The following is a 13,472-nucleotide window of genomic DNA, read 5'->3' as shown; positions in this document are numbered from 1 at the left end:
CCCCTGGCCCCGCGCAACAGGAAAGTGGGGATTAAAGACAGGCTCTCAGACCGCGTCGCCGGTTCGCCGATCGTCGTCACGCCGCCTGTGACCACGTGCGCACGCGAACCGTCCGAGTCCGACCGCTGTCGGCGTCGGCGGGCGACGCGCCGTGATCGCCGTCCTGGGGGTGAGGTGCTGCTGGGGGACGACCGCTGCCCGGACTGACCCGCTCGCTCGGGCCGATCCGGCGGCCGTCTTGGCCGTCGACGATCGCCGCTCGGCCGAGCAGGCCGGACCGGCTGAATTCCTTCGACCGACCAGCCGACCGCGGGCCTGCCCGGCCGGTGCGCTGCCGTAGGCGGTGCCCCGGCCCGGCTCCCGTGTGTCGGACCGCCGTGCGCCGATGAAAGGCCGGACGTGACCGCTGCCGCCATCACGTCCGGCCCGCTCGCCCCGAGGAAGACCATCCGCGGCCGTCCTGCCCGACCCCGTTCGTACCGCCCGCATCCCGCGCCCTCGTCGACGCCCGCGACAGCGGGTGGACGTCGCGGCGCCGAGGGCGGGCGCAGGGCTGCCGCGACCGACGTCGTGAGTGAAGGAGATCGATGTTCCCGATCGGAGTGAACACCTGGGTCTGGGAGTCGCCGCTGAGCGATGCGGCGCTCACGAGACTGGTGCCCCGGATCGCGGCCTGGGGATTCGACGCGGTGGAGCTGCCGGTCGAACAGCGTGACGACATCGACGTGGGTCGGACCGCCGAGCTGCTCGCCGAACACGGGCTGGCCGCAGCGAGCGTGTGCGTCGTGACCTCGGCGGGCCGCAACCTCGTCGCCGCGCCCGACGAGCAGATCGCCGCCACCCAGGACTATCTGCGGCACTGCGTCGACGTGGCGGTGCGGCTGGGCAGTCGGGTGGTGGGCGGGCCGATGTACGCCGAGGTCGGTCGCGCCTGGCGGATGGACTCCGCCGAGCGGGACTCGGTGTTCCGGCAGTTCCGCGAGAACCTCGCCCCCGTCGCCGACTATGCGGGCGAGCGCGGCGTGCGGCTGGCCGTGGAACCGCTCAACCGCTACGAGACCAGCGTGATCAACACCGTCGAGCAGGCCATGACCGCCGTGGACGGGCTGCCCTCGGCCTCGGTCGGGCTCATGCTGGACACCTACCACCTCAACATCGAGGAACACGACCTCGTCACGCCGATCCTGGCGGCGGGCGAACGCATCGCGCACGTCCAGGTGTGCGCGAACGACCGGGGCACGCCGGGGACCGATCACCTGGACTGGCAGGCCTTCCTCGGCGCGCTGCGGACGGCGGGATATCGCGGCACCCTGTGCATCGAGTCCTTCACCGCGCACAACGACGCCATCGCGGTGGCCGCCTCGGTCTGGCGTCCGCTGGCCGAGACACAGGACGCCATCGCCGTCGACGGGCTCGCCTTCCTGCGGTCGGCCCAGTCGAGCTGACCGGGGCCTGCCTGCCTCTCGGCGGCCTGCCTGCGTTCCCGGCGGACACCGAACCCGGTCCGCCGGGTCCGTCCGCCGCCGGACCGACTTCGCGGCAGGGCCGGGTCTCCGTCCCGGACGACCGGTCGTTGCCGCGGAACCGCGCAGACGCCGACGGCGGCCGCCTGGTGGCGACCGCCGTCGGCGGCGAGGCCTCTCGCGTCGCGCGTGCCGGATCGGTGCAGCGCGCGACCGCCGCCCTACGAGTGCGGACAGGTGTCCCGGTATTCCGAGATCTCCCGGTCGTCGGGTGCGGGGCAGAGGAACTGCTCGTAGCGGGTGTCGTCGTCGATGAAGCGCTTGAGCCACGAGATGCTGTACTTCGCGATCGTCGTGTTGGAGACGTTCGGGGCGAAGTGCGACGCGCCGTCCAACTCCAGGTAGGCCTTGTCCAATGAGGACGGCAGGCTCTCGTAGAACGGGATCGAGTGCGTCCGCACCGAGGCGACGGAGTCGTTCTCGGCGCCGACGATCAGCGTCGGCACCGTGACCCGCGACCAGTTCTTCGAGAGATGCCAGCCGGTCAGCGGGATGGCGGCCTGCAACGCGGGCCGGTTCTGCGCCGCAGAAAGACTTCCGCCGCCGCCCATCGAGTGGCCCATCACGCCGAGCCGGTTCGGGTCGATCCTGCTTCGGACGCTGCTGTCCTCGACGAGATAGTCCAGCGCGGCCAGGAGCTGTCTGCCCCGGCTGTCGGGCTGGTCGAGGGTCGTGATCGTGTCGATGGTGAAGACCACGAAGCCCTGCGAGGCGATCCTCGGGCCGAGCCAGGCCATCGTGGACTGCGTCCCGGTGTAGCCGGGCGAGATCGCGATGGCGCCGAAGGTGCCCTGGCTGGTGTCGGTCGGGTAGTAGATGGTGCCGCCGCCGAAGCCGGACACCAGCGAGGAAACGCGGGTGTCGGCGACCGCGAACGGGCCGCGCACCGCCTCGATGCTGCTCTCGGTGGGGGCGGGACCCCGCTCGTGCGGATTCTGCTGGGCCGAGGCGGCGGGCGCGACCGCCAGGCCGGTGGCGACCATGGTCAGCGCCGTGACCAGTCCGGCCAGCCGCGATCGGGTCGTGCGGCGGGCGGACCGGCCGCTGCGGGAGGTGATGCTCGATGACTGCACGTCGTTGTACTCCTGTTCATCGAAAGCGGAACCGCCGGGAGTGCGCACGGTCGACGTCGGCGTCCTGGTGAACGCCCGCGTCGAGAGGGGAGGGCCGGTGCACTCCGGCGATGCCATCGATCACGTTCCGCGGCCATCATCGCCGCGGCTCGGTACGCACCGCATCGGCGAAATCACCGGTCTCGGCGGCGGGGTTCTCGGGCCCCGTGCGCTGTAGGCGGCCGAGCGCTGGGCACCTGCCGACCCGGCTGCGGGGCCGAACGGATGACGGTGTCGGTCTCAGCGACGGTGACCGTCTGGACGGACCCGACCGCCCGCGCAGGACCGGTCGGCCTGCACCGGCACGAACAGACCTCGCGGTTCAGCGGCTCGGACCGCACCGACCGCACCGACCACGCCGTCTCGCCCAGGACTTCCGCTGTCGTCGTCGAGGTGGGCAGCCATCGACGTCCGCCACATCCCAGCGAACGTCGTCGGCGGTGGCGATCCGGGTCCGGCCCGTCGGTCACGACCCGGCTGCGACAAGACTCGGAAGGCGCCCGGACACGGGCTCGACACAGTCGGCGCCATGACGGAAGTTCAACCGATCAAGGCCGCCGAGTCGGCCACGGGACGCACGTCCCACGTGCCTGCCTTGGACGGCGTGCGGGGTGTCGCGATCCTGGGGGTACTGCTGTTCCACACCGGCCACCTGTCCGGCGGTTTCCTCGGCGTGGACCTGTTCTTCGCACTGTCCGGCTACCTCATCACCGACCTGCTGCTGCGGGAGATCGAGGCGACCGGCGCAGTGTCGCTGGTCCCGTTCTGGGGACGGCGGCTCCGGAGACTGCTGCCGGCGCTGGCCGTCATGCTTGCCTGCGTCACCGTGCTGGTCTGGGCGGTGGGGCCGCCGGACCTGGTCCGGACGACGCTCGCGGACGGCCCCTGGGTGCTGCTGAACCTGGTCAATTGGCATCTGCTCGCCGAGTCGGCGAGCTACTGGGACCGATTCGGGGCGGCCCGGGTGTTCGAGCACCTGTGGAGCGTCGCGGTCGAGGAGCAGTTCTACCTCGTCTGGCCGATGCTCCTGCTGATCATCGCCAGGTGCACACGGCGGGTGGACCACCGAGTCGCGGTGGCCGCAGCGCTGGCCTCGGTCCTGTCGCTGGTAGTGATGATCACGCTGCTCGACCCGGCGGACCCGACGCGGGTCTACACCGGCACCGACACTCGGGCGTTCTCCCTGCTGCTCGGCGCCGTGGTCGCCGCGCGACCGGTACGGGCCCTGCTGACCAGGGTGGTCGGCCGATGGGGCGGTGTCCTCTCGGCATTGCTGGCGGTCGGGCTCGGCATGGCATGGCTGCTGGTCGACGGGGTCGGCTCCTCGTGGCTGTTCACCGGCGGGCTCTTCGTGCATTCGGCGGCCTCCGCACTGCTGATCGTGCTGTGTGCGCAGACGCCGCGCTCCTGGGTGGCCACGGGGCTCGCCTGGCAGCCGCTCCGCTGGCTGGGACTGATCTCCTACAGCCTGTACCTGTGGCACTGGCCCGTCATCGTGCTGCTCTCCCCGGAGCGGACGGGACTGGACGGGTGGGCCGGGACGGCGGTGGTGTTCGCCGTGTCGATCGGCATGGCGGCGCTGTCGAAATACCTGGTCGAGGACCCGATTCGGTTCCACGCCAGGTGGGCGAAGGGACAAAGCGGGCTGCTCGCGCTCGTGGCGCTCGTGATCGGTCTGACCGCCCTGTGGCTGGCGCTGCCCGCCCCGGCCCCGCCCGCCATCGACATCACGAAGCTGATCTGATCAGTTGATCAGCGGGCAGGTCCGCCGCTCAGCCGACTCCGGGGTCGGCTGGACGAAGCGGACCTGCACCTGGGTGGTCTTCGACCCGCCGCCCTGCACGTGGACGCCCAGCGCCGTGCACACGATCTGGTCGAGGCCCACCGGGGTGACATCGTCGATGGTGAACGGCACCGTCAGTTCGATCAGCTCCGTCGTGGTGGTCACCACGACGCGGGGTGTCGAGATCGGCGCGATCCCCGTGTACACCGCCGAATGTCCGGGCCCCAACAGCAGCAGGGACATCGCCTCGGCGATCGTCCCGAGGCGGCCCGTGTCTCGCTGCTGCGGCTGGAGCTCATCGTTCGCATCGACGAAGTACAGCGTCACACCGGGTGCCAGGCCGGTCGGGGCCTCGCCTCCATCGACCACCCCCGAAGGCTGGACTCCACAGCCCGCCAGTAGCAGAACCGCTGCCGCCGACCAGATCCGCTTCACGACGTCCCTTCGAATGCCTCGGCGGCGCCGTTCCCGGTCGCCTGGTGTTCTCGGTCGGCGCACGCTGGTCGCTCGGCTCGGTGCGCCCTGCGCCTGTCTTCGATGCGCGAATCCGCTCAGCTGATCACGGTGTCCGCAGTGTTCGCGCTGGTTGGTTCGGCGACCCCGAGCGTGGTGCTATGGGCTGGTTCGGCGCACAGGTGTCGTTCGGTGGTGTGGGTTCGCTGTGCAGGTGTCGTTCGGTGGTGTGGGTTCGCTGTGCAGGTGTCGCTCTGTGGTGTCGGTTCGCTCCGCAGGTGTCGCGCGGTAGTTTCGGTTCGCTCCGCAAGCGTCGCTCACGGCGCCGAAATGGAGACCGGCAGTCGCAGCACGAACCGCGCACCGCCACCGTCGATGTTGTCCGCAGCGAGCTCGCCGCCGTGCAGACGGGCGTTCTCCAGCGCGATCGCCAGCCCCAGTCCGCTGCCTGGAGTACGGGTGCGAGCGGCATCGGCCTTGTAGAAGCGGTCGAAGACATGCGGCAGCACCCGCTGGGGTATGCCTGGCCCGCTGTCGGTGACCTCGATCCACACCTGCTCGTGGGAGGTCAGCACCCGCACCCGCACCGGTGGTGCGCCGTGCCGGAGCGCATTGCCGACGAGGTTCGCCACGATGACGTCCAGCCTGCGTCGATCGAGACTGAGCCGGATCTCCTCCGGCGCCACCAGTTCGACCCGGTTCAGCCAGTCACGGACGCGCAGGCAGTCCCGAACGGCACCGACGACGTCGACCTCCTCGCTGTGCAGTCGGGCGCTGCCCGCGTCGAATCGCGAGACCTCCATCAGGTCCTCGACGAGCCGAACCAGCCGGTGCGTCTCGGTGATCGCCAGCTGCGCGGACTCCCTGGAATCCGCCGCCATCTCGTCGGCCGTGGCCGCCAGCACCTCCACCACCGCCGTCAGCGTGCTCAGGGGCGTGCGCAGCTCGTGCGAGACGTCGGCGGCGAACCTCCTGGCGTCGGCCTGCATTCGCTGCATCGCCGCCATCGACGTCTGCACCGACTCGGCCATCTCGTTGATAGTGACGGTCAGTTCCGCCAACTCGTCGGCGCCCCTGGGCGGCGACCGCGCGTCGAGGTCGCCTGCAGCCAGGCGCCGCGCGGTGTCCCGGACTTCGCGGACCGGGCGCAGCACGCTGCGCGCGGCCACCAGCGCCAGGAGCACCGCAGGCGGCAGTGCCAGCGCGGCGGTGCCTGCCGCGGATCTGGTGAAGCCCTCGATCTGCTGCTCGACATCGGTGAGGTCGTGCACGGCGTACACCTCGATGCCGGAAGGCGCACTGTCCCCGTCCGGCTGCGTGATCACGACCGGGGTGCCGACCAGCAGCCATGGCGTGCCCTCGGCGACGATCCGCTGTGTGACGAGTCGGTTCCCGCCGCGCACCTCGGTGCGCACTGCGTCGGTGATCAGCTCGGTGCCGTCGCCGCTCACCGATCGGAGGTTCTGATACGTCACCAGCGTGTTCGGTCCGACGGCCGCGCGCAGCCTGTCGAGCGACTCCTGGTCCGGTGGATAGGTGAGCTCCGGGGTGATCGCACCGATCTGGCCCGCGATGGTCTCGGCGAGCCGCGCCTGAGTCGAGGTGACCAGCGCCGTGCTCGCCGAGCCTGCGCTCGACCAGGCCGCCGCAGCGGCACCGAGCACCGTGACCAGTACGAAGGCGACCAGCAATCGCGCACGAAGCCCACGCGGCCACAGCGTCCGCCGCAGTTCCCTCGTTCGCTGCCTGCTCGGCACTGCCCGCGCCCTCTTCGTCATACCGGCCCGAACCGGTACCCGAACCCGCGCACGGTCTGGATGTACTCCGGGGCGGCCGGAACGTCCTCGATCTTCGCCCGCAGCCGCTGCACACAGTTGTCGACCAGGCGGGAGTCGCCGAGGTAGTCGTGCTCCCAGACCTCCTCCAGCAGCAGTTGTCTGCTGAACACCCGCCCAGGGGCGCGCGACAGGGTCAGCAGCAGTCGCAGCTCCGTCGGTGAGAGCGGCACCGGCCTGCCATGCAGCGACACCGTCAACGCCGTGGTGTCGATGTGCAGGTCGCGATGGACTCGCACGCCGTCGTGACCCGCGCTGCGGCGCAGCACGGCACGAATCCGCGCGTCGAGCACGGAGGGCTGGGCGGGCTTCACGACGTAGTCGTCCGCGCCTGCCGCCAGACCACCGACGACGTCGAAGTCGTCGCCCATCGCGGTCAGCATGATCACTGGTACATCACCGACGGCCCGGATACGGCGGCACACCTGGAATCCGTCGATGCCCGGCAGCATCAGGTCGAGCACCACGAGGTCCGGCCTGGCCGAGTGGAACTCTCGCAACCCTTCCTCGCCGGAGTCCGCCGTGCGGACGTCATGCCCGTGTCTGCTCAGCGCCAGCTGGAACCCGCGTCGGACCAGGGGATCATCCTCGATGAGCAGAAGCGTGGCCACCCGCCCAGTATCGACCCGGCAGCGACGGCCCCGCGCCTGCGACGGGTCCCCTGCGACGCAACTGGGACACAGCGGGGGCGGCGGCAGGACACGGCCTCGGCACAGTCGACGCCATGACCAAGACACCGAGCCTCGTCCTCGGCCTGAGCGGCCTGCTCCTGCTGGCTGCCGGCTGCTCCGGCGAGTCCACTGCGAATGACGCAACGGCGGCGACCGACGCAACGGCGGCGGACGCCGCCACCGAGCCCGGACTGTCCAAGGTGCTGTTCATCGGCGACTCCATCGCGGTCGGCGAGGCGCTGCCGTTGGCCGCCGCGTTCGAGGCCAGCGGCGTCGAGTTCGAATCCCTGGCCTCCGAGGGCGGCGGGAATGTCGTCGGGCCGTTCGCCGAGGAGCACTGGACGGAGCTTCCCGAGCAGATCGCCACTGCTGAGGCAGACGCGGTCGTCTACCAGATCACCACCTACGACTGGGGCACCCAGGCGGAGCAGGAGGCAGGCTACGACCGGTTGTCGACCACGGTCACCGAGGCAGGCGCGGAACTGGTCTTCGTCACCGTGCCGCCGATCAGGCCCGACGACTTCTACGAACCGCACATGGCAGATCTCGATCGCACCGCCGACGCCGCCAGGGCGGTCGCGGCGGAGTCGTCCGGTCAGGCAAGGGTGCTCGACGCGGGCGAAGTATGGGGCACCGCCTATACGGAGATCCGGGACGGCACGGCCGACCGCAACGCCGACGGCATCCATACCTGCCCGCAGGGCGCCGCTCGCTTCACCGCCTGGCTGCTTGCCGAACTGGCGGATCAGTTCCCCGGCTTCACACCGGCAGCCGCCGAGGACTGGGCCAACGCAGGCTGGTCCGCGGACGGGCACTTCGGGGCCTGTTGACCAGCTGCCTTGCCCGTCGGGTTGTGAAACGGGCGATGCCGACGCTGATCGACGGTGGAGTGCTGGACCGCCGTGGCGACGCCGACGGCGAGGTGCGCGCCGACCGGCCTCGCGTCTGAGCGCTCATGCCGACGGCCACTGTTTCGGGCCACCGGTCCCACGGCAACCACTCGACGTCGTCTGTGCACCACGAGAGCTGTCGATTCCGGGGCTGTCCTTCAGACGCCTCGGGGTCGACGGCCCGGTCTGCGCGGCCGCCGACCCCGAGGTCGTGATGGGTCCGAAGATCAACGGATCAACGGATCAATGCGTACTCACCCTCCCTCGATCGCGTCGATCACGGCCTGAATGTCGCGGTCCAGGGTGCTGCGGACGTCGCCTGCGGTGACGAGGCTGGTGTCGCCGACGAGGGTCTGGAGCGTCTGGAGTTCCGCGATGGTCGCGAAGTCGTCGCCTCCTGCCTCGGCCAGCCGCGCGGTGGTGAGTTGGGTGCGGAGTTGGGTGGTGGCGGTGAGGGAGAGTCGGTTGGTGGCGCGGAATCGGTCGATGAGCTGGCTGATGTCGCGGGTGGAGGTGGTGGTGGCGAAGGAGACCGACTGTTCGGTGGTGTTGCCCGCGCGGTCGGTGGCGGTCACCGACAGCTCCTGGATGCCCAGCGACAGCCGGTGCAGCGGCACGTATTCCCCGGAGGCCAGCTCCGTCGAGTTCAGCGTGCCCACCACGGAGTCGATCCCCGAGGTCGCGTCCTCCGCGTGCCAGCTCAGGACGAGGTCGGTGGCGTCGCCGTAGACCCGTCCGTCGGCCACCCCGGCCACCAGCAGCGTGGGTGCGGTGGGGTCGATGAGGATGGTGGCGGCCTTCTCGTCCTCCACGTTGCCCGCCACGTCGACGGTCCGGTAGAGGACCGAGTGCGGGCCCTCGCCGGTCACGGTGACCGGCTCGGTGTAGGCGGTCCAGTCGCCGCCGTCCAGGCTCCACTCCGTTCTCGCGACCCCGGAGCCCTCATCGGACGCGGTCAGCTCCACGGTCACCTCCCCGTCATGCCAACCCTGCCCCCCGCTCTCGGGCAGCACGACCTCGGTGGTGGGTGCGGTGGTGTCGAGGGCGATGTCGAGGGTCTGGGTGTCTTCGGTGTTGCCTGCGGTGTCGGTGGAGCGGTAGTCGACGGTGTGGGTGCCGTCGTCGGTGAGGGTGAGGGGTTCTTCGTAGGTGGTCCAGTCGCCGTTGCCGATGCGGTATTCGGTGGTGGCGACGTCGCCGGCGTCGTCGGTGGCCTCGAGGGTGATCTGGACGGGGCTGGTGGTGTACCAGCCTTCCTGGCCGTCGGGCTCGCTCGGCGTGGTGCTCGCCGTGGTCACCGGAGCCGTCGTGTCCTCACCGCCGCCGGGCGGCGTGCTGAAGCCCGCACCCTCGAAGCGGACCGAGTCCAGATCCAGCGAGTTGTTCGCGGGCGAACGGAACACCAGATAGACGGTGTGGCTCCCCGCCAGCTCGACGTCGACGGACTCCGTCTGCTCGTAGTTCGACCAGCCGCCCGTGTTCTGCACCGACGTGGTCGCGACCAGCTCACCCTCCGGCGAGCCCGCCCGCAGTTCGATGGAGGCGCCCTCGATGATCGAGGACACCCGGTAGCTCACCGAGTCGATGTTCTCCAGGCTGAGCGGATCGAAGGCGATCCAGTCGCCGTCGCTGACGTCCCCGATTCTGGCGCCGCTCTCCGCGCCCGCGTCGTTGACGACCCGCACCCCGGAGGAGTCGGTGAAGTACTCCGCCTGCTTGTTCTTCGGCTGCAACACCCGGCGGTCGTAGCCGGTCAGCGAGCCGACACCCTCGCCGCCGCCGTCGGTGTAGCGCCCGTTGAGGACGTAGTAGAGGTTCGCGCCCTCCGGGTGTCCGCCGAGGTCGGCGGTGTCGACCGTCCCCGAACAGCCCGCGATGTCGCTCGTGTCGTGCTCGTGGTCGTCATGGCCCAGTGCGGGCCGCACGAGCACCTCGGCGCAGTCGACCTCGCCGTCCTCGGGATCGGTGACGGTCAGCTCGTAAGAGACGTCCTCGCCGAACTCGATCAGTCCGCCGTTGGGCGGGGCGTCGAACACCACGGTCGGCGCGGTGTTGCCCACAGTGATCTCGATGTTCGCGTACCCCGTCTGCTCCGCGACGTTGGTGACCCGCAGCTGAGCGGTGAAGACCCCCGGCTCGGTGTAGACGTGCGTCGGGTTCGCCTCGGTGGAGTCCACCGTGCCGTCGCCGTCGAAGTCCCAGCCCAGCGTGATGTCACCACCGGCGGGGTCGGCGCTGCCCTCACTGGAGAAGGTCACCTCCAGCGGCGTCGGCCCGTTGGTCGCGCTCGCGGTCGCCACGGCGACCGGTCGGCTCTGCCCCTGGTTGTAATCGATCCGGTAGAGGCCGGAGTTGCTGTTGCCGCCGCCGAACCCGCTGCCCCACTCCAGCAGGTAGAGCGAGCCGTCCGAGCCGAACTCCATGTCCATCGGCTTGTTGAACGTCTCGTTGGCGAGGAAGTCGTTGCTCTTGAGGAACTGGTTGTCCTCGTCGAGGTGGAACTCCTTGATGTAGTCCCTGGTCCACTCGTAGAAGAAGTGCACCCCGTCGAAGTACTCCGGGAACTTCGTCTCCGACTCGCTGTCGGGGTCGAAGCGGTAGACCGGCCCGCTCATCGGCCCGCTGCCGCCGGAACCCAGTTCCGGGAACTCCGGCGAGATGGCGTAGTCGTACCAGACCTGCGGCATCTCGGCGGGCGGCAGCTCGGTCAGGCCGGTGTTGTTCGGCGACTCGTTGACCAGGTTGTCGCAGTCGAACTTCTCGCCGACCTCGCCGGTGTCCGGGTTGTACGGCGCGTAAGGCTCGTTGTTTCCGTGACAGAACGGCCAGCCGGAGTTCACCGGCTCGGTCAGCACGTCGTATTCCACGAAGCCCTGTGGTCCCCGCTCGTCGGGCTGGCCGTGCCGGTCGGGCCCGTAGTCGGAGACGTGCAGGTGACCGGTCTCCGGGTCGACGCGGAATCGGAACGGGTTGCGGAAGCCCATGCCGTAGATCTCCGGTCGGGTCAGTTCGGTGCCCTCTTCGAAGAGGTTGCCCTCGGGGATGGCGTAGCCGCCTTCGTCCAGCGGGGTGATCCGCAGGATCTTGCCGCGCAGGTCGTTGGTGTTGCCCGAGGTGCGCGCCGCGTCCAGCATCTCCTGGCCGGGCCGCCAGTCGATCGGCGCATAGCCCTGCCAGTGCGACGACAGGTTCGGCGGGACGTCGTCGCCGACGCCGAGGAACAGGGAGCCGTCGATGCCGAAGTCCAGCGCGCCGCCGGTGTGGCCCGGCTCCGGGTAGGTCCGGCTGCGGTAGGCGGGCACGTCGAGCACGACCGACTCCGACGCGAGGTCGAGCGTGTCACCCTCGATGGTGAAGCGGGACAGTCTGTTGATGTCCTCGTCGGCATCGGCGGGGGAGTAGTACAGGTACACCCACCCGTTCTCGGCGAAGTCCGGGTCGAGCGTCATGCCGACCAGACCGTCTTCGCCGCCGGTGTAGACGTCCAGCGAGCCCGCGGTGACGGTGGTGTTGGTGTCCGGCTTGAAGACGGTCAGGTCGCCGCCCCGCTCGGCCACGAAGACCCGGCCGTCGTCGGCGACGTCGAGCTGCATCGGGTCGTCGGTGTCGCCGTCCAGGGTGATCTTCTCGAAGTTGTTCCACACGGTGCCGCCGCAGTCGCCCTCCGCGACGCCCGCCGCCCACTTCAGACCGCCGAGCACGTGCTGCTGGAACAGCGGCTCGTTGTCGTAGGAGTCGGGCTCGTGGCCCATCGCGGTGGCCCACACGCGCCCGCCCTCGGGCCGGTGACACCAGGAGATCGGGTGGTCCGGCCCCATCGCGTCGTTACCCGGGTTGTAGGTCCGCTCGTCGGCGGCGACCAAGACGTGGACGTTGCCCCTCGGGTTGGGGTCGAAGTTGTACCACTCCTCGGCCCGGTCCCACACCTGCGGCAGATGCTCGGTGGAGGGGTGCACCCGGTCCAGGGTCCACGCGGTGCCGTCCAGGGTCCCCGGCGAGTGCGTCGGCATGTGCGCCCCGCCGTTGATGGTGTCGTCCCACCAGGGGAAGTCGTTCTCGATGCCCATGTCCAGGGAGTTGTGCACGGCCGTGATGCCGCCGCCGTTGCGCAGGTAGGTCTGAATCGCCTCCCGCTCCTCCTCGGTCTCCCAGACCATGCCCGAGTTCTGGAGCATGATCACCGCGTCGAAGGTGGCGAGGTCCTCGTCATTGAAGACGCTGGAGTCGTCGGTCTCGACCAGCTCGAAGCCCTCTTCGGCGGCCTGCCGTTCGAACATCGCGATCCCGTTCGGGATCGAGTTGTGCACGTATCCGACGGCCTTGGTGAACAGCAGGGCACGGAACTCGGGCTGCTCGGACTCCTGGGCGAGGGCCTGGGGCACCGGCCCGGTCAGCAGAACGGCGAGAGCGGATGCGATCAGTAATCCCATCGCGCGTCTGATGCGATGCAATTTGTTGCTCCTTGTTCAGCGGGTGGCAAAATGCGTCGGTCGGCACACTGCGACCGGTTCTTTCGGCAGGCTCCTTCCCGCGTTCTCGCGAACACGATTCGAGGTGCTGGCAGGAACTCGTCAGGGCAGGGTCGATGGCCGGCCGCCGGATTTCCCGTCGGTCGGGCGTCAGGGGCCGACCGCCGGGACGGTCGGTTGCGGGATCGGTGCTCGACGACCGTCGCAGTCGCGATCCTCGGCCGTCTCCGCGAGCGACCTCACCCTGCCGGGCTAGAACGATTCAGGCAGGGGTGCTGGTCGATCGGTGCAGGTCAGGATTCGGATCGGCCGCGAAGGGTCCCAGCCGGAGGAGTCGGGGGACGAGCGGTCGTGGAAGGCGGTCAGCCTGCGTCGGGCCTGGTGGTCCGCTGCCTCGGGCTGCCGGATCGATGCACTGACAAATCGGCCAACCTCTCCCGATGATCAACCCGCGTCGAATCGAATGATTCGACGCCGACGGGCGTCATCGTGCTGTTGCGACGTGGTGCGTCGTCGGTCATTAATCAAACGACCGCTAACACCCAGGCGCCGCCTGCCCGGGAAGATGGCGGATAGCATAATCAGTTAAGTACAGCCGGTCCTTCATGTCAATACTGTGTGAACGTACACCGCACGCGGTCGGCGGACCTGGCCCGCGGTCGGCATTCGCCGCAGGCGGCGCCGTGGTCCGGACGCCCGAGGAGACCTGCCCACGGCGGACCGGTTGCCGGGGCTG

The 13,472-nt window shown here is 69.7% G+C and carries 8 protein-coding genes; 3 read left to right on the top strand and 5 right to left on the bottom strand.

Features of this window, described 5'->3' with window-relative positions; translation table 11 throughout:
* The first annotated feature begins 587 nt into the window (after positions 1-587).
* Positions 588-1,445, top strand: coding sequence for a sugar phosphate isomerase/epimerase family protein (locus tag UA75_RS21230; RefSeq protein WP_075741757.1), 858 nt, complete (start codon positions 588-590; stop codon positions 1,443-1,445).
* Between the two features lie 239 nt (positions 1,446-1,684).
* On the opposite strand, the gene UA75_RS21225 is transcribed toward UA75_RS21230, so the two are convergent.
* A complete protein-coding gene (locus tag UA75_RS21225) occupies positions 1,685-2,506 on the bottom strand; it encodes a dienelactone hydrolase family protein (RefSeq protein WP_198043152.1) in 822 nt (273 codons plus the stop codon).
* A gap of 658 nt (positions 2,507-3,164) precedes the next feature.
* Here UA75_RS21225 and UA75_RS21215 point away from each other — a divergent pair.
* Positions 3,165-4,379: an acyltransferase family protein gene (locus UA75_RS21215; protein ID WP_075741755.1), complete on the top strand. Its 1,215-nt coding sequence runs from the start codon at positions 3,165-3,167 to the stop codon at positions 4,377-4,379.
* Here the strand turns inward: UA75_RS21215 and UA75_RS21210 are convergent, their stop codons facing one another.
* The 3 genes from UA75_RS21210 to UA75_RS21200 all read right to left on the bottom strand — a co-directional run bounded on the left by UA75_RS21210 (position 4,380) and on the right by UA75_RS21200 (position 7,317).
* Positions 4,380-4,787 (bottom strand): hypothetical protein, encoded by a 408-nt coding sequence (locus UA75_RS21210; RefSeq protein WP_232251102.1) that lies wholly within the window; start codon positions 4,785-4,787, stop codon positions 4,380-4,382. It lies immediately after the preceding gene.
* A 401-nt stretch (positions 4,788-5,188) separates the two neighbouring features.
* Complete coding sequence (locus UA75_RS21205; RefSeq protein ID WP_075741753.1) at positions 5,189-6,649, bottom strand: sensor histidine kinase; 1,461 nt, start codon at positions 6,647-6,649, stop codon at positions 5,189-5,191.
* On the bottom strand, positions 6,646-7,317 hold the full coding sequence (locus UA75_RS21200) for a response regulator transcription factor (RefSeq protein ID WP_075741752.1): 672 nt from the start codon (positions 7,315-7,317) through the stop codon (positions 6,646-6,648). Before UA75_RS21200 ends, UA75_RS21205 begins: the two co-directional genes overlap by 4 nt.
* 113 nt (positions 7,318-7,430) lie before the next feature.
* Here UA75_RS21200 and UA75_RS21195 point away from each other — a divergent pair, with 113 nt between their 5' ends.
* The gene (locus UA75_RS21195) at positions 7,431-8,207 is read left to right on the top strand and encodes an SGNH/GDSL hydrolase family protein (RefSeq protein ID WP_157434342.1); all 777 of its coding nucleotides are present in this window, start codon (positions 7,431-7,433) and stop codon (positions 8,205-8,207) included.
* A 314-nt stretch (positions 8,208-8,521) separates the two neighbouring features.
* Here UA75_RS21195 and UA75_RS21190 read toward each other — a convergent pair whose 3' ends face one another.
* The gene (locus tag UA75_RS21190; RefSeq protein ID WP_232251101.1) at positions 8,522-12,718 is read right to left on the bottom strand and encodes a ThuA domain-containing protein; all 4,197 of its coding nucleotides are present in this window, start codon (positions 12,716-12,718) and stop codon (positions 8,522-8,524) included.
* Between the last annotated feature and the right edge of the window lie 754 nt (positions 12,719-13,472).

The organism is Actinoalloteichus sp. GBA129-24, from assembly GCF_001941645.1.
Taxonomy (GTDB): domain Bacteria; phylum Actinomycetota; class Actinomycetes; order Mycobacteriales; family Pseudonocardiaceae; genus Actinoalloteichus_A; species Actinoalloteichus_A fjordicus.
The sequence above is the reverse complement of the archived record's forward strand: the minus strand, read 5'-3'. Positions and strand labels throughout refer to the sequence as shown.

What these genes read in the sequence shown, in the direction of transcription:
- UA75_RS21225 (WP_198043152.1), bottom strand. Translation starts at nt 2,506, where the DNA reads ATGGTCGCCACCGGCCTGGCGGTCGCGCCCGCCGCCTCGGCCCAGCAG.
- UA75_RS21195 (WP_157434342.1), top strand. Translation starts at nt 7,431, where the DNA reads ATGACCAAGACACCGAGCCTCGTCCTCGGCCTGAGCGGCCTGCTCCTG.
- UA75_RS21215 (WP_075741755.1), top strand. Translation starts at nt 3,165, where the DNA reads ATGACGGAAGTTCAACCGATCAAGGCCGCCGAGTCGGCCACGGGACGC.
- UA75_RS21205 (WP_075741753.1), bottom strand. Translation starts at nt 6,649, where the DNA reads ATGACGAAGAGGGCGCGGGCAGTGCCGAGCAGGCAGCGAACGAGGGAA.
- UA75_RS21230 (WP_075741757.1), top strand. Translation starts at nt 588, where the DNA reads ATGTTCCCGATCGGAGTGAACACCTGGGTCTGGGAGTCGCCGCTGAGC.